The following is an 18038-nucleotide window of genomic DNA, read 5'->3' on the forward strand; positions in this document are numbered from 1 at the left end:
GACATTTATAAAATACCCATTTACAAACAATCACTTAACAATAACGGATAACCCATCGACAAAATAACACTTCTTACTTCTCCACCTATTGAACTGACTTCAAATAGGCTCAATATCAAGACTAATTGCATATAGGAGGCTACATGCCACAACAACTAGTTATCAATTGGGACGAACCAGCTTCGATATCTGGACAACACTTTCCGGAAGACAAACTAAATAGAGCAAAATATGCTGAGTTTCTGACAAGGTTTCTTTCAAATCAGGGCTTCGATGAAGCAAGAGAAGAAGGAGAGCAAAAAAGAAACTATGTTCTCAATTTAAACTCCGAGTGGGGCTCTGGGAAAACTTACTTCTTGAAGCGTTGGGCAAACGACCTCGAAGAGCACTATCCTGTCGTTTACGTCGATGCATGGGAAAAAGACTATTCTGAAGATCCCTTGATGACGGTAGTGTCTGCAATCATCAAGGATTTAAAAGCTCAAGCAGGAAAAGATGAAGAAAAATTTACAGCTCCAACGAAACTAATTGGCCTATTGAAAGCTGCGGCTCCAGGTATTGCAAGGGGAATGTCGAAGCGTTTTCTTGGAATTGACCCTGTAATAATCATGGAAGCCGGAGAAAAAGAAAATGGAGCAATTGAATCAATTACAGTACCGAGTGACAACGGGGAATCAATAGATCTAAGTCATGCAGGTTCTGATGTTGTGAAGCACTTGATCAGAGAACATGAAGCTAAAAGTGAGGCAATATCTAATCTAAAGAAAAACGTAGCTCAATGGGTAGAAGCTGTTAAAGCTCTCAAGAGTATCTCATTTCCTGCTTTTATCTTCATCGATGAGCTCGATCGTTGTAGGCCAAGTTATGCAGTTGAGATGCTCGAAACGATAAAACATATCTTTGATATTCCTGGTGTGGTGTTCGTTGTGGCTACTGATACAGAGCAATTGCAACATGCTGTCAAAGCAGTTTATGGCGAGGGTTTTGATGCCAGAGTTTACCTTGGACGTTTCTTCAATAGCCGCTTTAGCTTAAAAGCCCCCTCTCTTGAAAACTTCCTAGATGCGCATAGTGACTCTTACAAACTAGCACCTAGTTACTTGAACGATTTAGGCGTCAAGTTATTACCATATACTCAGAGTGAAAAAGAAACTTTGCAGAATATCGCCGTAGTGTTGAATGCGTTTCGAATGTCACCAAGAACTTCACTTCAAATTGCAGATAGAGTCATCGCAACCATATCTCATATGCCCAAAAACTCCTCACTAGACATATTGATGTTAACCACTCTTCATTGCTTGAGAGAACGAAATGAAGGACTGTTTAAAGACATTGTTTCTGGTGGATTCAAAAGAGTTGAAGGGACTGGAGATAGCTCTAAAGTTATTTACTTAAGCTCCTTTTTGGAAAGTAACATGTCATTAATTGATGGCATCATAGCAACTTACCTAGAACCATCATCGATTGCATCGCGCCTGCGGTTGAGTAGTCATCAAACATACGGAAATTTCTATAAAGACGGCATCTATAAGTTCACATATCAGGAATATTTGAGAGACCTATTTGCCCCTCATTTTGAATCAATTGAACATACGCCCGCATACGTATTTGGCCTTTCTGGTACTTCGCGTAGCCCAACACAAACTTCCCTTGAAAAATGCGCAAAAAGACTCAAAGAACTGCATGAAGATTCGGAGATAGAAAGTGCTGGTATAGAGTGGATGAAATACATCTATTTAAATGATAGGTACGATTCCATCAGCAAAGAGCAGTATCAAGACTTTGTTGAACTCTCATCAGCACTTGACTGGATGGGCAAAGAAAAGCTCTAAAATCTGATAAACCAATACCCTCCCCCTTGATAACCGCATTCAAATGCTTGGCAAACCATGTCGAGAAAAGGGGGAGCTGGAGGGGGTTGCAAACACATAACCTAGCATTCAGCCTCAAACCACCAACCCCACCTAACCTCCCCTTGTATCAAACTCCGAAGCTCTCAATACTCCGAGCTCAAAGGGGAGGGACTGGTTCTGTACTAACGGATAATTCAATTCACAATGCAACATCACAACGCGCTGAAATTAGATACTGAATAACCGCTTAGGCTCCTTCAGAATGACGATGTTCGTTTAGCGCTCTCTTACCGTCATTCCCACGAACCTAGGTGAGACTGGGAATCTACTTACCACAAACTCGAACGAAAATAATTAGCAAACCATGCCGAGAAAAGGAGGAGTTGGAGGGGGTTGTAAGCACATAACCCAACATTCAGCTTCAAACCAACAACCCCACCTAACCTCCCCCTTGTATCAAACTCCAAAGCTCTCAACACAACGAGCTAAAAGGGGAGGAACTGGTTTCGTGTTCGCAGATAGTTCAGTTCACAATGCAGCATCACAACGCGCTGAAATTAGATTCTGAATACTCGCTTGGGCTCCTTCAGAATGACGATGGGAAGGCACTGAACTGACCGTAGCAAAGAACAGCCCTTCCCCTTAATTAATTCCAATATGGAATACTTGGTATAGCCACCAACCCAGTTACATTCAAAAAATCACATAGGTAATATTCACTCATCGATTAAACGGCAAGAACAACCGAGATGAGTACAAAGTTAACTTACCGCGATTGCTTGTCAGTCCAAAAAACTCTCGTCTCACACTTTCTCCGGTAGTGAGCCAATAGGCGAGATAACACCCACTCTTTATACACCGTATGAAGAACGAAACATTTTAAGATTAGACAAGGTACAGAAGATGGATATGCAACAGAAACTGCAACAATTGCTAGACAAACAAGAAATGACAGAAGTGATGTACAAATTCGCTCGAGCGTTAGACCGAGTCGATGGCGAATTAATGAAATCAACCTACTGGGAAGATGCGATTGAAGAACATCAAGATCCAATTTTCCCTGACCTGTTTTTCTACAACGACAATGCTCACGCGTTCGTGGAGCCTGCTATGGAAGGTTTCCGTGCGCTAAAAGCAACTCAACATCGCATCAGTAACCCACTGATTGAAATTGATGGTGATACTGCAACGGCGGAATGTTACGTCTGGGCATACCATGTACATGAAGAGAATGGTGTAGATAAAGAAGGCATTCTTGGCGGTCGCCACCACTTCCACTTCGAGCGTCGTAACGGTGAGTGGAAGATCAAACATCGCTCAACGGTATTTGATTGGAACCAAAATCAAGACGCATCGGCAATTTGGGCTGATAACTACAGCGACAAATACCGTGGTAAACGCGATAAAAGTGATGATAGCTACAACTACATCAATATCTAAGTTATTGATGGTGAAAGGGGAGCTCGACTCCCCATTCCTTGAAGACAACCCTCTATTCATACCTTGGAGTACTCACTATGACCATTCCCGGACTTAAAAAACCAGACCATATCGGTATTACCGTTCCAAATATTGAAGAAGCGATTGCGTTTTTTACTCAGTATTTTGGCTTCGAGGTCGCTTACGAATTTGGCCCTTTTTCTTCAGACGATAACTGGATGTCTGAACAACTCAATGTTCACCCACGTGCTGAAATCAGCAAGATTGCCATGATGAACGCAAGAGGCATTAACTTAGAGCTATTTGAGTACGCAGATACCGTTGAGCGCAGTAAAACAGTACCAAATAATGCAGATATTGGTGGCCATCATCTTGCGTTCTATGTCGACGATATGAATGCCGCCGTCGCTTATCTAAAACAGCAAGGCATCAAGGTACTAGGCGAGCCAACAGTAATGACGGAAGGGCCGACAGAAGGTGAATCTTGGGTTTACTTTATGGCACCTTGGGGGATGCAATTAGAACTGGTCTCATATCCAAATGGAAAAGCATATATGAAGCAAAGTTCGGTTGGGCTATTCGACCCACGATAAACATATCTTTCGTCATCTTGATGATATTCGCCAAGAGCAATAGATAGTCCTTGGCACTTAAACAACCATTTTCACAACGAGCGATGCACAGCCATTTCACTCACCACTCTTCGTGCGAGCTCGTTGCGATTATTCAAGCGTACAGCTTGCTATGTTCTATCTTTGCCTTAAGAAAATCGATAAAGCTGCGTACTTTTAACGGTACGTAACGATTTTGTGGATAGACCGCATTGAAAGGAAGCGGTTTGACTTCGAACTCATCGAGCACTGTAACTAGCTGCCCTGACTCAATAAACTCACTTACCATCCACACAGGTAGTTGAGCAATGCCCACACCATCAATGGCCAATTGCAGAATTACATCACCATTGTCACATCGACAACTGCCAGACACAGGGATAGCGAAGTTTTGCTCATTTTGATTAAAGTGCCATACATTGATCGACTTTTGCATCGAATAAAGAATACAGTTGTGTGAGGTCAACTGAGTTGGTGTGGTAGGTATTTGATTTTCTTCTAGATAACTAGGCGCCGCGACAAGTACCATTGGGTTATGAAATAAATGTCGGGCGACTAACGTTGAATCTTCTAACTGTTTGGCTCTAATGGCAATATCGATTCTTTCAGCAATCAAATCAACGTGATTGTCACTCAAGTGTAAGTCCACTTTTAGCTCTGGGTAGTCTCGCAAAAATTCGGCTAACACGGGCGCAATAAATTTTCTGCCAAAGACGACAGGAGCAGAGACTCTTAATTGACCTGTCGGTCTTCCCATTTGAGAACGAGCATTAGACTCAGCTTCATCTAACTCACTAAGAATCGACACACAGCGTTGGAAATACTCTTGCCCAACTTCGGTTAATGACAACTCGCGACTTGTTCGAGTGAGTAACTTGACTCCCATTAGAGCTTCTAAAGCGGCCACTTTTTTACTGATAGTCGCCTGACTTGTCCCCTGCTCTCTTCCTGCCGCAGAAAAGCTTCCTGTTTGTACAACAAGCACGAATGCTCGTATTGCTCCTAACTGATCCATATGATTACTCAAATTAAGCCGATCTAATTGGCATGGTTTAGTTCTATTCAATAATGGAATAAATGTAACATGCATTGGCCAGATTGGTACTCTTTAATGGAATGACCTATAACAAGTGACTAGCAGGGAGTCGGCCAGGTCCACATTCGTCATCCATTCAATTTAGACCGTTATCAAAGGCTTGTACAAAAGAGCTGCAATTTGCTTCTTCATCTGGATAAAGATAGGGCGATCAAAACCGCCGCCCTAGTTAATGTATTAGAAAGCGATCAACGCTGCTTGGCGAAGACTTGGGTCCAGTAATAACGATAGCTCGCCGATTGGTTCTCCACCATAGATGCCCCCATCTGGTCGAAGTCGGCGTTCATGATATTAAGGCAGTGCCCTTCACTTGATAACCAAGCGTTCATTACCGCATTGATTGAGCTTTGCCCAGCTGCGACGTTCTCCCCCAGCCTGCTCCAAGCATAACCCGTGGCATTGACTCGGCTGGAAAGAGTACTGCCATCCGAGCCGGTATGGCTCATAAAATCACTGTTTGCCATATCGCTAGAGTGCCCATACGCAGCACTTTCTAAATCGTAACTCCAAGTCAGAACTCCAACGGGAGGCATTGTTTTTGAGCCACATTGCTGGGTTTTAGAGCGAGCGTCGTTGACTGCGGCAAGCATCTGCTCAGCAAAGGTGGATGCTGTTGATGGTGTATCAGAGGGTTGTGAGCCGCTATTCGCGGATGCTGACGACTCTCCGTCGCCACCACATGCGCTGAGAAGTAGCGCCAATGCTGGCACTAAAATCTTTGTTGGCATTGTCTGTCCTTATCTGTATGACGAAAAGCGAAACACGCTTTCGATAACTAAGTCCAATAAGCTAACAAAAACCAATAAAAGCGCCATATGGTGCAAGGTGTTTTAACCAAATGCTCACGCTACGCTTTCATAGCCCACATTCGATTGATTCTCAAACTGGTTTCACCTTTCCTGAGAGGCAAAACTTACCTGACTCACAAAACATTACCTTTCTGGTATTAGTCCTCAATAAATCGCAACTCCAGCGATACATGAATGATGGTTTGGCTTATCTTTTATTTGGTGAAAACCTTTTCTTTTTCAGGCACTAATCAAAAATACGTTACGCAAACTTCCTCTAATTCATAGTGTTCTCCATTCATATTTAGCCGTCGTCATTCGATATATTTAAATGAGGTAAATTTCCCTTCATTTCATAAGTCGTTACACAACTCGGACCTTTAGGGCTTTACATCTGGCGCGAGGAGTAGAACACTTCCCCCAAAGTAATATTGAAGCCGACATAAGTAGAGTCAGTAAAATTATGAGTAACACCACGGCGAAAAAGTCGAATCCATTAGTCGAAATCCTGTTTAACGTCATCATCCCTTCATTTATCCTGATGAAGTTCAGCGGTGAAGAGCACCTAGGCACAGCCATGGCATTAGTTGTCGCTCTGCTGTTCCCAGTGGTTTACGGCGGCATGGATCTTATCCGCAACAAGAAATTCAACTTCATTTCCGCGCTAGGTTTCATCAGCGTGCTTTTGACTGGTGGTATTGGCCTATTAGAGCTAGACACTCGTTGGTTAGCGCTGAAAGAAGCCTTAATTCCAGGTTTGATTGGTATTGCAGTATTAGGCTCAACCTTTACGCGCTACCCGTTAATGCAGAAGATGCTATTGAACGATACGGTTTTAAATCTACCGCTTATCCACGAGCGCTTGGAGCAAAATGGCAAAACTCAAGCATTTGAGCGCTGCTTAATGTCTTCGAACTACCTATTCGCAAGTACGTTTGCCTTCTCATCAGCGATGAACTACTTCCTAGCGACGTGGATTGTTACCAGCCCAGCAGGTACAGCGGCGTTCAATGAAGAATTGGGTAAACTGACACTTTACAGTTACCCGATGATTGCCATCCCAAGTATGTTGATGATGTTTGGCATTTTTTACTACATCTGGCGTCAAGTTCGCGCGATGACGTCACTAGAAACTGAGCAGATTTTCCATACCAAGTAATCATTACTTAGCGGTACGAAGATAAAAGACCCCGATGCTTGGCGACCAAGCATCGGGGTTTTGTTTTTAAACCTGATAACGAGTGTGCGTTTCTGAGCCTCAAGAGAGACCTTAGCCGACTAAAGTGATATCACGCTCTTATTCACTTTGAGGTAGTTGCCCCTCTATCTAACCATTCAATAAATGCCGCGTTCTTTGGTCTGTGTCGCTGCCCATTCAGGCCAATTAAATCATAGCCACGCTCGCTCAAAAGGCACCTTTAACCTAAACAGGCTGACTGAGCATAAACACCACCACTAATGCGAGGCTGCTGCCCATGCATCGGTTTACCCACACCACCTTTTGTGGTGACTGAATAAAGCGGTTCAATACGGTGCCAAAGTACGCCCACGCAAACATCCCCAGCACACCGGTTCCCACCATCACGCTAATGATGATCACCACTTGAGTTAGGTAATCATTGTTTGGCGAGATAAATTGAGAGAACACCGTTAGCGAGGCAACCCAACTTTTCGGATTGAGAATTTGCACCCAAACGCCAGATAAAAAGCCGGACTTTTTCGCATTCGAATCATTGTCGAGTTCCATTGTGGCAATCGACCATGCGAGATACAGCAGGTAGGCTGCACCAATCCACTTCAACGCCGTGTACAAATCTGGGTAAAGGGTAAACAAACTGACAAGCCCCACACTTGCACCAACCAACATGATGATCACCCCGACTGCGTTGCCCAATACAAACGGCACAGTCGCAGAAAACCCATATCGGCTTGAAATACCTAACAGCGCGACGTTACCTGCTCCCGGCGTTAAAGAAATATAAACGGCAAACAACAAAAATGCCGCCAACAATTGAGCACTCATGCACTCTCTCCCAAAAAGTAATCAACGAATATGGGAACAGTCTAAAGATTTGGGTAGAAAGAAAATTGCTATCTGCGCTACGATAAAAGCCAATTTGAGCAGACTATTTCCAGAGTGACCATGAAAAAGAAAGAATCCACCAACTTTGAATTGGATAGTACTGATTTCGCCATCCTTGACCATATTCAGAAAGATGGTCGCATGAGCAATTCTAAGCTTGCCGAGACCGTCAACCTGAGTGAAACACCCTGCTGGCGACGCTGGAAGAAAATGGAAGAGGAAGGTTACATTGAGGGTTACGCTGCAAAGCTGAACCGTAAAAAACTCGGTTTCCAAGTCTCTGGTTTTACGCTAGTTACCCTCGGCAGCCATGAAGTAGAAAACACCACGCCTTTTGAAGACTTTGTCGCAGAAACCGATTGGATCTTAATGTGTCACTGCATTGCTGGCAGCGCAGATTATATGGTTCAAGTGGTGGCTCGAGACTTAGACGAATACTTTGACCGCATCAGTGCGATTCGCCGTGTGAAAGGCATCAGTGCTATTCAATCCAACGTATCCGTAAAGGAAATTAAGAGTACTTTCCAGTTGCCGTTAGAGTAGTGTGATGGACGAGATTGATGCTGTAGACAAGATTGCACTCGCTATCCCCGTCGACCATGAACGCGAAACTGCTGTGGGGTGACATCAAAATAGGCTTTAAACGCTTTGATGTATGACGAGTCGTTTTGATACCCCACGTGATCGGCAATGTTTTGGATAGAGAGCTCCTCGTCTAGCAAAGACAGCGAATAAATCAGCCGAATTTGCTGCCGCCAAAGTTGAAACGAGGTGTTGAACTCTTTGGAGAACAGGCGCGACAATGTTCGCTCGGATGCACCGACTTTCTCTCCCCACTGTTTGAGTGACCAATCCAATGCTGGCGTGTCGGTCAGCGCTTCGAATATCAGCTTTAATCGCCTGTCTTCTGGCAGCAGTAACTGAAAGGTCTGCACGTTGTCTCTCATGATTTGATCGTGGAGTACGCCAAGCAAGCGCGATACTTCCTCATCACTCACGACCCCTTTACATTGGCGGCGTATTTCCTGTAGCAGCTCGTTCAAGAACGGCGTGAGAGTGATGGTTCTAACTTGATGCTCATACTCAGTACCGAACTTAGGGTTCAGATAGATACCTACAAATGTCGTATGGCTTAGCGCGATGGATTCATGTTGAATACCCGCAGGCACAAACAGCGCAGAAGTATGGGGCACAAGGTGCTGGTAATGATCGGTTTTGGTTTGCAATAGCCCTTTGAGCGGGAAGATGACTTGATGCCACGTGTGTTGGTGCATCGCGTCAATGTAACCTTTGGGCATGTCGATGGTCTTAACCAGTGCTGGTGAGTGAGGATTGGCAGCCATCATCTCATTGGAGGTCATAACACCGGAGTGAGAATCGATTTGGCGGGTTGGCATCATTAACTGTCCTTACATCCCTACTCTGACACAAGTTCACTAGGCTATCATGCTCGGCAAAGTGAATGAAGCAGTGAGGTGCGACGTATGCGATATCAAGTTGAAATATCCAAAGAAAACCAACTCTTATTCAAAGTCGATATTGATAACATCAACCAAGACAAATGCGAAACACGCTACTTAAAAAGCACAGAAAAGCGCATTGAACTACTGGCAGCGATCCCGGTATTCAAATCATTGGGCGAACGATAACGTGGTTTTGTCTCACACCGTTTGGCAAATCAGTTTCAGGCGATAAGGAAAGAATATGAAGAAATTAGGCGTAGTTAACAGCGTATTAGCAGGTAAAACCGTTGCTTTTGCACATGGTGCGAAAAGTGCGATTAACAAACAGGTTCTGCCGCAGCGTCAGCATGCAACAGAGCTGGGTTTTACCAATGATGAACAAGGCGATCCGCGCTTTCATGGTGGGATTCAAAAAGCCCTTCATATTTACCCAAGCGAGCACTATTCGGTTTGGCAACAAGAGTTGGGCGATAAAGCGATTTTCCAGTCAGCTGGCGCGTTCGGTGAGAACTTAAGCTCAAGCGGCGTAACAGAAGCGTCCATTTGCCTGAAAGATAAAATCCGAATCGGCACAACCTTATTGGAAGTATCCCAAGGTCGCATGCCTTGCTGGAAACTCAACGTCCGCTTCGAGCAAAACGACATGGCGAGAAGACTGCAAGACACGCTTCGAACAGGCTGGTACTTCCGAGTGCTACAAGAGGGCGATATCGGCGCTGGTGACGAGATTATTCTGTGCGAAAGACCCTATCCAGACTGGTCATTGGCTCGCATCATGGGCGCTGTGTTTACTGGTTGCCTAGATAAAACAGAGCTAAGCCAACTGGCGGAACTTCCATTGGTTGAATCTTGGGGCAAGCTTGTAGAACGTCGCTTGGAAACGGGTGAAGTCGAAGATTGGGAAATGCGTTTGGTTGGTCCAACGACTAAGTAGTTTTAAGAACTCCCCTAAAGTCATCAACAAGAGAATAATTAACCATTCATCACTATATACGTTCATTTATGCCGCTATGAGGAGCTTTATCTCATAGTCAAAACCTTCGTTACTTTGCTCTGTATCGTGTATTAAAACAAAGCAAAGGAGAAAGGCGATGAGCGGGCAGTTAGTAAGATTGGTTTTAAGATGGACACATATTTTCTGTGCTCTGTTGGTGGGCGTTGCACTTTATTCACCGCTGAAGGCAAACGAGTTGTTCATGACCTTAACGTTATTTGTGCTTGTTCCTGTTGTTGCTATCACAGGCGTTATGATGTGGAAGCAAGGGAAAGTTATGACGTTTCTTTGCCGTAAGAAAACTATTTAATCAAAACAATAGCCAAACTTGTCACCATGCCCTCAATTATTGTGGGCATGGTTTTTCTTATTTTGAAGCTCCATTCATTCCTATTATCTTCACCATTGCATTCTTCAGTCATACACCATCATGACACTTCCATACGCTCTACTGATAGAGGGTTACACACCCGTTTTGTACACTGTTCAAAATTAAATAATTAGGACAGAATAATGAACAAAACACTTATCGCATTATTAACGCTAACTACAGCAGGTACAGCGACTGCAGGTGACACTTACATTCGTAACGGTAACATCTACAACAATGAAGGCGGCTGGATGGTTGAAGCTGGCGTGGTACACGCGAGCGATCTTTTCAAAGACCAAAAACACAACACTGCACCAGTCCTAAACGGTGGCTACCACGGTGAAGACTTCAACGCAGATTTAGGTGGTATCAACTACCGTTTCCTTGGAAACAACGATGAACTAATGAACATGAGTGCTTACGTGGTAGGTAGCGGTGTACCTCGTGATAGCGATGTAGCGAAAAGCCTAAAAGGTACTAAACGACGTGATATCGCGATCGATCTAGGTTTGAACGCAGATTTCAGACTTGATCCAAACAACGTGGTTTCAACTTACCTACAACATGATGTATCAGGCGCTTACAAAGGCTTCCAAGGTGGGGCGACTTACTTCCATATCATGAATATCGGTAATGTTGATTTAGTACCATTTGCGAGTGTGTCCTACCAAAGCAAAGATTACGTTGATTACTACTTCGGCGTAACAGACAAAGAAGCACGTGCAAACCGCAAAGCGTACAAAGGCGACGCAACCGTAAACTACGGTTTAGGTTACAAACTGGTAGTGCCAATCACTGAGCACTGGCAAATCAACCAAGTATCACAATACACTCGCCTAGGTAGTGGCATCAGCGATTCTTCTATCGTAGACAGTGCAAACCAATGGGCAGTAGGCGCGACAGTTTCTTACAACTTCTAAGCACTACCCCCTATTTAGACACTCACTCCATTTAATTAAAAAGCCATCATTACGATGGCTTTTTGTTTATTTGGTTTTGTTCATTTCGCTTTAGGCGCTTGGCGTTTCGGCTTGCCTTGGAACTGCTTAATGCTCTTTTTGGCATTGGTTCGGCGATTGGCTTTTTTATCACGTGGGGCGCGTTTGCTTTCGCCTGTTGAAGGCTTATCCGTTACTGGGAAACCCTCAAGATCTTGCGTTGGCAATTCACGTTGAGTCAGGTTACGAATCGCGGTAAGCGCTTCGGCTTCTCCATGGCAGACTAGCGACATTGCAACACCTTGCTCGCCTGCACGGGCGGTACGTCCAACTCGGTGAACGTAAGTCTCTGCGTGCATTGGCAACTCAAAGTTAATCACTACTGGTAGTTGCTCGATGTGAATACCACGGGCTAATAGATCGGTGGCAATTAGCACCTGTGCTTGCCCAGATTTAAACTGCGCTAGCGCGTCTTCTCGCTCTGCTTGGCTCTTATTACCGTGCAGCGCATTGGTTGTGATTCCAGCTTTGTTCAACTTCTTCGCTAAACCATCTGCATTCTCTTTCGCGCCAATAAATACCAATACCTGTGTCCACGCATTTTGCTTGATCAGTTCAATCAAGGCTTTGGTTTTACTGCCTTTATTGACGAGATACAGCGTTTCGGCAATATCTTGATTGGTGCTGTTTTCTTGATGCGCTGCTACCTGTTTTGGTGCGTGCATAAGCTGCTTGACTTTGCCCTTCAACTCATCAGAAAACGTTGCTGAGAACATCGCGGTTTGGCGCGGGTTTGAAACCTGCCCTGCAATATTTTGCACGTCAGGCCAAAAGCCCATATCCAACAAGCGATCCGCTTCATCCAACACTAGGTAATGGATATTACTCAGGTCCAAACCGTTGTTCGCCAGATCAATTAAACGACCTGTTGTCGCCACAAGAATTTGAGGGTTTGCCGCAAGTGCTTGTAGTTGCGTCTCTTTATCCACGCCACCACACAAACAAACTGCGTTGAGACCAATAGCTTGACCAACTTGGTTGATCGCCTCGCTCACTTGTGTCGCCAGCTCTCGCGTTGGTACTAGAATCAGCGCTTTTTGCTCTGGATTTACACTTAGCTTTTCCAACAAAGGCAAACCATAAGCAAGGGTTTTGCCGCTGCCCGTGTTCGCTAATGCCAATACGTCTTTACCACTGAGTAGCTCAGGAATAGCCAAAGCCTGAATATCAGTTGGCTTCTTAAAGTCTTTTGGCAGTGCGTGAATCAGCTCAGAACTCAAAGAGAGAGTAGAAAATGGCATTAGCTTAACCTTGTGCTTTTGGTTGAAGAGGCAGTAAAACAATATAGATGCAGTAAATCGCAGGCGCGGACTTTACCACAACCTCGCTAGTGAGCCATCTTATTTTAAAGCAAGTCACTCATTGAGGAGGTTCAACCTCAAGCATAATGCAAGACTTAAGAATGAAGCTGATAAGTACCACGAATCGGATAGTTATTCTCCGGATTACGAATAAACGCCAAACCAGACAGCAAAACATTCAGTTCTGGACGAACAAATGGGCCGTTTGATATATCAATGATCTGTACTCGACCTTGATCATTAACAACAAACAAACCAGGTTCTGCGAACAAATGGTCTGTTTCTTTGTCAGAGCGAGGCTCAGAAATATACAAGCCAAGTGTTTGCATCTGAGCAACTGTCAGACCATAAGCGATTGGATACGTGACGTTTAGTTTATCCATGTGTTGAGTAACTTGCTCCTCACTGTCCGCCGAGACCGCTACGATATCAACACCAACTTGTAAGAACTGAGCTTTTAGCGCTTCCAGTTCATTTAGGTAACGAGTGCACAATGGGCAGTGTTTACCTCGATAAACCACCACCAGGCGCCAATCTGCTTTGCCAGAAGGCTGACCTAACTCGATGCTGCCACCATTAACTGTTGGCAAAGAGATTGAAGGAAACAAATCACCCGCTGTAAATTTACTTGTTGTCATTACTTAGCCCTTTTAGTTTCACATTATTTAAGATTAAAAGAGCATGACATGGGTTGGAGTAGAGAGCTTTTACGCCCTCACATGTCATGCCCAAATAAACAGACCGGAGATAAATCTGAATCTATTCAGAGCCTGCATCAAACGATTACTTTCACCAAGCTAGCGCCGATAAAAGCTGGTAATAACAACACTGATAACACCGTCATACAAATTCACCTCTTGGCTTTGAAAGTATATTAAAGTCAAACACCAACGACTAAAAGCAACGAAAATGACTAGCATCTATTCTTATTTGGAATGGTTAAAACAAAAAAGCGCAGAGCCGAGACTCTACGCTTTTGAAGGTGTTTTACATTGTAAATCGTTACTTTGTGTAGAACGCGCGTTTTAATGCCATTTCTAGACCACGAACTTCAGCAAGGCCCTTCAAGCGGCCAATGGCTGAGTAGCCTGGGTTGGTCTTCTTCTTCAAGTCATCCAACATTTGGTGACCATGGTCAGGGCGCATTGGAATTAAACGATTATCGCCTACTTCTGCGCGGCGTTGTTCTTCATCCAGAATCGCCATCACCACATTGTACATATCCACATCGCCATCAAGGTGCGCCGCTTCGTGGAATGTCATTGGGTTGCTTTCTTCACGCTTGGTTGAACGCAAGTGAGTGAAGTAAACACGATCGCCATGCTTTTTGATCATCTTAACTAGGTCGTTGTCACCACGCACACCGTAAGAGCCCGTACACATGGTTAAACCGTTCATTTTGCTTGGTACTTTTTCGGTCAACCAATCAATGTCTTCGATGGTTGAAACAATACGCGGCAAGCCAAGAATTGGGCGCGGTGGATCGTCTGGGTGCACAGCAAGCTTCAAGCCATGCGCTTCACATACTGGCATGAGCTCTGCCAAGAAATGCGCCATGTGCTCACGCAACTTGTCTTTACTGATGCCTGCGTAGCGATCCAATTGTGCTTGGAACTCTTCTAACGTGTAGCCTTCTTCTGCACCCGGCAGACCAGCAATAATGTTACTTGTCAGTTGCTGGATTTGCTCCGCCGTCATGTTGTTAAAGTATTCCAGCGCCTGCGCTTGTTCTGCTTCGGTGTAATCCGCTGCGGCGCCCGGACGTTTAAGAATGTGTAGCTCAAATGCCGCAAAAGCGATTTGGTCAAAGCGCAATGCTTTAGAACCATCCGGCATTTCAAATTCTAGGTCGGTACGCGTCCAGTCGAGTACTGGCATGAAGTTGTAGCAGACCGTATCTACGCCACATTCTGCAAGATTACGCAGCGTTTGTTTGTAGTTGTCTATCCATTGTTGGAAGTTGCCTGTCTGAGTTTTGATTTCTTCGTGAACAGGAACACTTTCAACCACCGACCACGTTAAACCTTTCTCTTCGATAATGGCTTTACGTTTTAAAATCTCTTCTTTCGACCACACTTCACCGTTTGGGATGTGGTGCAAGGCATTCACAATGCCTGTTGCGCCTGCTTGACGAATATCGTCTAGCGACACGGGGTCATTCGGACCGTACCAACGCCAAGTTTGTTCCATGACACTCACCTTTTTTAAGACGCACTCAGCCCGCTCGAATTATTCAAGCTAAGTGCACAACGACTTCTTAATATGCAGCCACGACAATGCAGCTGCGCTGACTAGAGCCGACCGAAGCCGGCAATGTGGTTAACCGTTTTCAGCGCCCTGCAGAACAACAGGGTTGGAGCTGAATAAGTAACCATCAAAATCTGGGTCATCGATGTCAGACAGCTCCAACAGGCGCTGTTTAACGTTTTCAAGGTGTTGCCACATGGCATTTTTCGCAGCGATAGGATCTTTACGCTGCAATGCGGCGAGGATTTTAGCGTGATCGTCTAACCACTCTTCACGGTAGTCTTGACCAGCAATGTGAGAGTGTAGTTTCTTCCACATTGGGCTGCTCTCGCGTCGCTCCCAAGATTGCTTCAGCATGTCCACCAGCACAGAGTTTTGAGTTGCCTCTGCGATGCACATATGAAACTTCTCATCACCGTTACAATCTGCGGTGCCACTGGCGAGTTCTTCTCGTTCTAACTCAAGGGCTGCGCGCATTTTCACGATGTCGCCCGGCGTTACTTGCATCGCTGCAAATTCAGCAATGTTACTTTCAAGCAACTGGCGAGCTTGGAGCATTTCAAACGGACCAGCATCATCGCTGATCACGTTCTCACGGGAGTTCGGTTGAGATGGAATATTGATGACATACACCCCAGAACCTTTCTTCACTTCGACAAGGTTTTCCAACTCCAGCATGATGATCGCTTCACGCACTACTGTGCGGCTAACGTCGAGACGTTCTGCAATATCGCGCTCAGGCGGCAGCCTATCTCCGACCACGTAACGGCCATTGATAAGTTCTTGTCTAAGGACTAAACCGATCTCTTGATACGGTCTTTTCGGTTCAAAAGGCATCATGATGATATTATCACTATATTCCATCTAACTTCTCACGCCATCATAACGACCAATAACAATTGGTCAACCTCTATGTACCAGAATGTGGTAACACCTAATTTTCGATTGTTTATTACTAATTAATTTGTGAATTACTTAACCGATTTGATCTTCTCAACCAGTTCATTTAATTCAGGATTTGTCTTTTCTAGGTCCGCATACATTGGTTGAACCGCTTCAGCAAATGCCGCTTTGTTTGGTTCAACAAAAGTCACGCCCATCTTCTCTGCTTTCTTGCGCTCTTTTGCTTCTGACTCTGCCCATAGTTTCTTCATGTATTCTGAAGAATCTGCCGCTGCTTTCATCAGTGCTTCTTGCTGCTCTGGTGTTAGCTTATCGTAGGTCTTAGTTGAGATAACCAAAACGTCCGGAACCATAGTGTGTTCATCTAGACTGAAGTATTTTGCGACTTCGCTGTGACGGCTCAAGCTAAACGATGGGATGTTATTTTCCGCAGCATCCACAACTCCTTGTTGCAATGCCGTGTATAGCTCACCATATGCCAGTGGTGTTGGGTTACCGCCAAGCGCTTTCACCATCGCAATCGCTGATGGACTCGGCTGTACGCGCACTTTCAGACCTTTTAGATCTTCTGGTGTATTGATTGGTTTGTTGGTGTAGAAGCTACGAGCGCCTGCGTCGTAGTAAGTCACACCAATAAAACCGCTGTCTGCCGAAGAGTTGAGGATTTCACGACCTACTTCACCGTCTGTCACTTTGTAGTAGTGGTCTTTATCGCGGAACAAGTAAGGCATGTTAAATGCTGCGTAAGCTGGGGAGAAAGCTTCCAATTCTGCCGCGTTACTCTTCACCATATCTAGAGCGCCGTTTTGCATCAGCTCCATCGATTCACGCTGTGTACCTAGTTGTGCATCAGGGTAAATACGAATACGAACTTCACCGTCTGTCATTTCACGCACTTCTTTTGCCATAAAGTCCATTGCTTTATGTACCGCATGGTCACGAGGGTGGTTGTGACTCAGTTTCAAAGTGGTCGCAGCATAAGCAGAAGCAGTGGCGCCGAAGGTCATTGCAGCACCTACTACAGCGCATAGAAGAGTCTTACGCGTCATCATTGTTCTATTCTCCTTGGATTGGTTGTCCAATATGTAGGGTAGTTTTAATTTTTTAACGGTATTTCTTGTTTCGAGGCCATTATTGGCGATCAAAAAAGCCATCGTCAAAACAAAAATGTAAATTGATTGACCAAAATCACAATAGCAATCGTTAAATTGGTCAACCAATCCATTTGTAAACCCGCTCACGTGACAACCAAATCGGCTAACTTATAATCCGACCAGAAAGATTAGCGTATGTTGCTGCCCTACACAGAAACACATCCTTACATTGGTAAACCAATTGTTATGAGATACGCGTATTTACTGAAAGGAAACTAAAATGAATAAATTGGTCAAATACATAAATAGAGGGTTGGCCGCCTTTACTGTCTCTCTGTCGACCTTCCTCGTTTTTTGCGTGGTCTGGCAAGTGCTATCTCGTTACGTTATTGGTAGACCAAGTACCGTGACCGATGAGCTTGCTCGTTATCTGTTTATGTGGGTTGCCCTTATTGGTGCTGCTTACACCACTGGCCTTAAACGTCACCTTGCTATCGACTTATTGACGATGAAACTGCAAGGCAAACGCAAACTCATCAATGAAATCATCATCCAAATCGCCATCGCACTGTTCTCTTACGTGGTGTTGGTTCACGGCGGTACTCAACTGGCACTGAAAACACTGTCTATGGGTCAGCTAACGCCGGCACTGGGCTTGGAAATGGGCTACATCTACTTCTGCCTTCCAATCAGCGGTGCACTGATGATCTTCTACTCTGCGGTATTTGCTTTCGACCGCATCAAACAATTGACGTCTGGTGAAGCCCTACTCACCGACACCCAGCTTGATCAATAGA

General features: G+C 44.8%; 19 protein-coding genes. 10 read left to right on the top strand and 9 right to left on the bottom strand.

Annotated elements, in window-relative coordinates:
• The first annotated feature begins 143 nt into the window (after window positions 1–143).
• From ACTS60_RS15960 to ACTS60_RS15970, 3 genes are all read left to right on the top strand, one after another.
• Entirely contained in the window at window positions 144–1832 is a 1689-nt protein-coding gene (locus ACTS60_RS15960; RefSeq protein ID WP_440889044.1) for a KAP family P-loop NTPase fold protein, read from the top strand.
• 930 nt (window positions 1833–2762) lie between these two features.
• Window positions 2763–3293, top strand: coding sequence for a nuclear transport factor 2 family protein (locus ACTS60_RS15965; RefSeq protein WP_440889045.1), 531 nt, complete (start codon window positions 2763–2765; stop codon window positions 3291–3293).
• A gap of 77 nt (window positions 3294–3370) precedes the next feature.
• Window positions 3371–3886, top strand: a complete 516-nt coding sequence (locus ACTS60_RS15970; protein ID WP_440889046.1) for a VOC family protein — start codon at window positions 3371–3373, stop codon at window positions 3884–3886.
• Between the two features lie 133 nt (window positions 3887–4019).
• On the opposite strand, the gene ACTS60_RS15975 is transcribed toward ACTS60_RS15970, so the two are convergent.
• Together ACTS60_RS15975 and ACTS60_RS15980 are read right to left on the bottom strand one after the other, a co-directional pair.
• Window positions 4020–4919 (bottom strand): LysR family transcriptional regulator, encoded by a 900-nt coding sequence (locus tag ACTS60_RS15975; RefSeq protein WP_440889047.1) that lies wholly within the window; start codon window positions 4917–4919, stop codon window positions 4020–4022.
• Window positions 4920–5188: 269 nt separating this feature from the next.
• Entirely contained in the window at window positions 5189–5728 is a 540-nt protein-coding gene (locus ACTS60_RS15980) for a CAP domain-containing protein (RefSeq protein WP_440889048.1), read from the bottom strand.
• Window positions 5729–6251: 523 nt separating this feature from the next.
• Here ACTS60_RS15980 and ACTS60_RS15985 point away from each other — a divergent pair.
• Window positions 6252–6947: a VC0807 family protein gene (locus ACTS60_RS15985; protein WP_440889049.1), complete on the top strand. Its 696-nt coding sequence runs from the start codon at window positions 6252–6254 to the stop codon at window positions 6945–6947.
• A gap of 264 nt (window positions 6948–7211) precedes the next feature.
• On the opposite strand, the gene ACTS60_RS15990 is transcribed toward ACTS60_RS15985, so the two are convergent.
• On the bottom strand, window positions 7212–7811 hold the full coding sequence (locus ACTS60_RS15990) for a LysE family translocator (RefSeq protein WP_440889050.1): 600 nt from the start codon (window positions 7809–7811) through the stop codon (window positions 7212–7214).
• Window positions 7812–7931: 120 nt separating this feature from the next.
• Between ACTS60_RS15990 and ACTS60_RS15995 the strand changes: the two genes are divergently transcribed.
• Window positions 7932–8414, top strand: a complete 483-nt coding sequence (locus tag ACTS60_RS15995) for an Lrp/AsnC family transcriptional regulator (protein ID WP_005450000.1) — start codon at window positions 7932–7934, stop codon at window positions 8412–8414.
• A 41-nt stretch (window positions 8415–8455) separates the two neighbouring features.
• Here ACTS60_RS15995 and ACTS60_RS16000 read toward each other — a convergent pair whose 3' ends face one another.
• Window positions 8456–9271 (bottom strand): AraC family transcriptional regulator, encoded by an 816-nt coding sequence (locus tag ACTS60_RS16000; protein WP_440889051.1) that lies wholly within the window; start codon window positions 9269–9271, stop codon window positions 8456–8458.
• A gap of 84 nt (window positions 9272–9355) precedes the next feature.
• Here ACTS60_RS16000 and ACTS60_RS16005 point away from each other — a divergent pair, with 84 nt between their 5' ends.
• The 4 genes from ACTS60_RS16005 to ompV all read left to right on the top strand — a co-directional run bounded on the left by ACTS60_RS16005 (window position 9356) and on the right by ompV (window position 11618).
• On the top strand, window positions 9356–9520 hold the full coding sequence (locus ACTS60_RS16005) for a hypothetical protein (RefSeq protein WP_440889052.1): 165 nt from the start codon (window positions 9356–9358) through the stop codon (window positions 9518–9520).
• 55 nt (window positions 9521–9575) lie between these two features.
• On the top strand, window positions 9576–10268 hold the full coding sequence (locus ACTS60_RS16010) for an MOSC domain-containing protein (protein WP_440889053.1): 693 nt from the start codon (window positions 9576–9578) through the stop codon (window positions 10266–10268).
• Window positions 10269–10425: 157 nt separating this feature from the next.
• Window positions 10426–10638, top strand: a complete 213-nt coding sequence (locus ACTS60_RS16015) for a hypothetical protein (RefSeq protein WP_440889054.1) — start codon at window positions 10426–10428, stop codon at window positions 10636–10638.
• A gap of 203 nt (window positions 10639–10841) precedes the next feature.
• A complete protein-coding gene (ompV, locus tag ACTS60_RS16020) occupies window positions 10842–11618 on the top strand; it encodes an outer membrane protein OmpV (RefSeq protein ID WP_440889055.1) in 777 nt (258 codons plus the stop codon).
• A gap of 80 nt (window positions 11619–11698) precedes the next feature.
• Here the strand turns inward: ompV and ACTS60_RS16025 are convergent, their stop codons facing one another.
• The 5 genes from ACTS60_RS16025 to ACTS60_RS16045 form a co-directional block, all read right to left on the bottom strand.
• Window positions 11699–12937, bottom strand: a complete 1239-nt coding sequence (locus ACTS60_RS16025) for a DEAD/DEAH box helicase (RefSeq protein WP_440889056.1) — start codon at window positions 12935–12937, stop codon at window positions 11699–11701.
• A gap of 155 nt (window positions 12938–13092) precedes the next feature.
• Entirely contained in the window at window positions 13093–13635 is a 543-nt protein-coding gene (locus ACTS60_RS16030) for a peroxiredoxin-like family protein (protein WP_440889057.1), read from the bottom strand.
• Window positions 13636–13999: 364 nt separating this feature from the next.
• Window positions 14000–15187, bottom strand: coding sequence for a mannonate dehydratase (gene uxuA / locus ACTS60_RS16035; protein WP_440889058.1), 1188 nt, complete (start codon window positions 15185–15187; stop codon window positions 14000–14002).
• A gap of 129 nt (window positions 15188–15316) precedes the next feature.
• Window positions 15317–16108 carry an FCD domain-containing protein gene (locus tag ACTS60_RS16040; protein ID WP_440889059.1) on the bottom strand — a complete coding sequence of 264 codons (792 nt, stop codon included), beginning with the start codon at window positions 16106–16108 and terminating at the stop codon, window positions 15317–15319.
• A gap of 107 nt (window positions 16109–16215) precedes the next feature.
• Window positions 16216–17199: a TRAP transporter substrate-binding protein gene (locus tag ACTS60_RS16045; protein WP_440889060.1), complete on the bottom strand. Its 984-nt coding sequence runs from the start codon at window positions 17197–17199 to the stop codon at window positions 16216–16218.
• Window positions 17200–17521: 322 nt separating this feature from the next.
• Between ACTS60_RS16045 and ACTS60_RS16050 the strand changes: the two genes are divergently transcribed.
• Complete coding sequence (locus tag ACTS60_RS16050) at window positions 17522–18037, top strand: TRAP transporter small permease (protein WP_274681909.1); 516 nt, start codon at window positions 17522–17524, stop codon at window positions 18035–18037.
• Window position 18038: the final 1 nt, after the last annotated feature.

It is taken from the genome of Vibrio sp. WZ-1 (genome assembly GCF_052037695.1).
Classification (GTDB): domain Bacteria; phylum Pseudomonadota; class Gammaproteobacteria; order Enterobacterales; family Vibrionaceae; genus Vibrio.

Coding starts and splice junctions, on each gene's coding strand:
- ACTS60_RS15980 (WP_440889048.1), bottom strand. CDS start 5,728: ATGCCAACAAAGATTTTAGTGCCAGCATTGGCGCTACTTCTCAGCGCA.
- ACTS60_RS16045 (WP_440889060.1), bottom strand. CDS start 17,199: ATGATGACGCGTAAGACTCTTCTATGCGCTGTAGTAGGTGCTGCAATG.
- ACTS60_RS15970 (WP_440889046.1), top strand. CDS start 3,371: ATGACCATTCCCGGACTTAAAAAACCAGACCATATCGGTATTACCGTT.
- ACTS60_RS16005 (WP_440889052.1), top strand. CDS start 9,356: ATGCGATATCAAGTTGAAATATCCAAAGAAAACCAACTCTTATTCAAA.
- ACTS60_RS16010 (WP_440889053.1), top strand. CDS start 9,576: ATGAAGAAATTAGGCGTAGTTAACAGCGTATTAGCAGGTAAAACCGTT.
- ompV (WP_440889055.1), top strand. CDS start 10,842: ATGAACAAAACACTTATCGCATTATTAACGCTAACTACAGCAGGTACA.
- ACTS60_RS15985 (WP_440889049.1), top strand. CDS start 6,252: ATGAGTAACACCACGGCGAAAAAGTCGAATCCATTAGTCGAAATCCTG.
- ACTS60_RS15965 (WP_440889045.1), top strand. CDS start 2,763: ATGCAACAGAAACTGCAACAATTGCTAGACAAACAAGAAATGACAGAA.
- ACTS60_RS16040 (WP_440889059.1), bottom strand. CDS start 16,108: ATGGAATATAGTGATAATATCATCATGATGCCTTTTGAACCGAAAAGA.
- ACTS60_RS16025 (WP_440889056.1), bottom strand. CDS start 12,937: ATGCCATTTTCTACTCTCTCTTTGAGTTCTGAGCTGATTCACGCACTG.
- ACTS60_RS16030 (WP_440889057.1), bottom strand. CDS start 13,635: ATGACAACAAGTAAATTTACAGCGGGTGATTTGTTTCCTTCAATCTCT.
- ACTS60_RS16000 (WP_440889051.1), bottom strand. CDS start 9,271: ATGATGCCAACCCGCCAAATCGATTCTCACTCCGGTGTTATGACCTCC.
- ACTS60_RS16050 (WP_274681909.1), top strand. CDS start 17,522: ATGAATAAATTGGTCAAATACATAAATAGAGGGTTGGCCGCCTTTACT.
- uxuA (WP_440889058.1), bottom strand. CDS start 15,187: ATGGAACAAACTTGGCGTTGGTACGGTCCGAATGACCCCGTGTCGCTA.
- ACTS60_RS16015 (WP_440889054.1), top strand. CDS start 10,426: ATGAGCGGGCAGTTAGTAAGATTGGTTTTAAGATGGACACATATTTTC.
- ACTS60_RS15990 (WP_440889050.1), bottom strand. CDS start 7,811: ATGAGTGCTCAATTGTTGGCGGCATTTTTGTTGTTTGCCGTTTATATT.
- ACTS60_RS15960 (WP_440889044.1), top strand. CDS start 144: ATGCCACAACAACTAGTTATCAATTGGGACGAACCAGCTTCGATATCT.
- ACTS60_RS15995 (WP_005450000.1), top strand. CDS start 7,932: ATGAAAAAGAAAGAATCCACCAACTTTGAATTGGATAGTACTGATTTC.
- ACTS60_RS15975 (WP_440889047.1), bottom strand. CDS start 4,919: ATGGATCAGTTAGGAGCAATACGAGCATTCGTGCTTGTTGTACAAACA.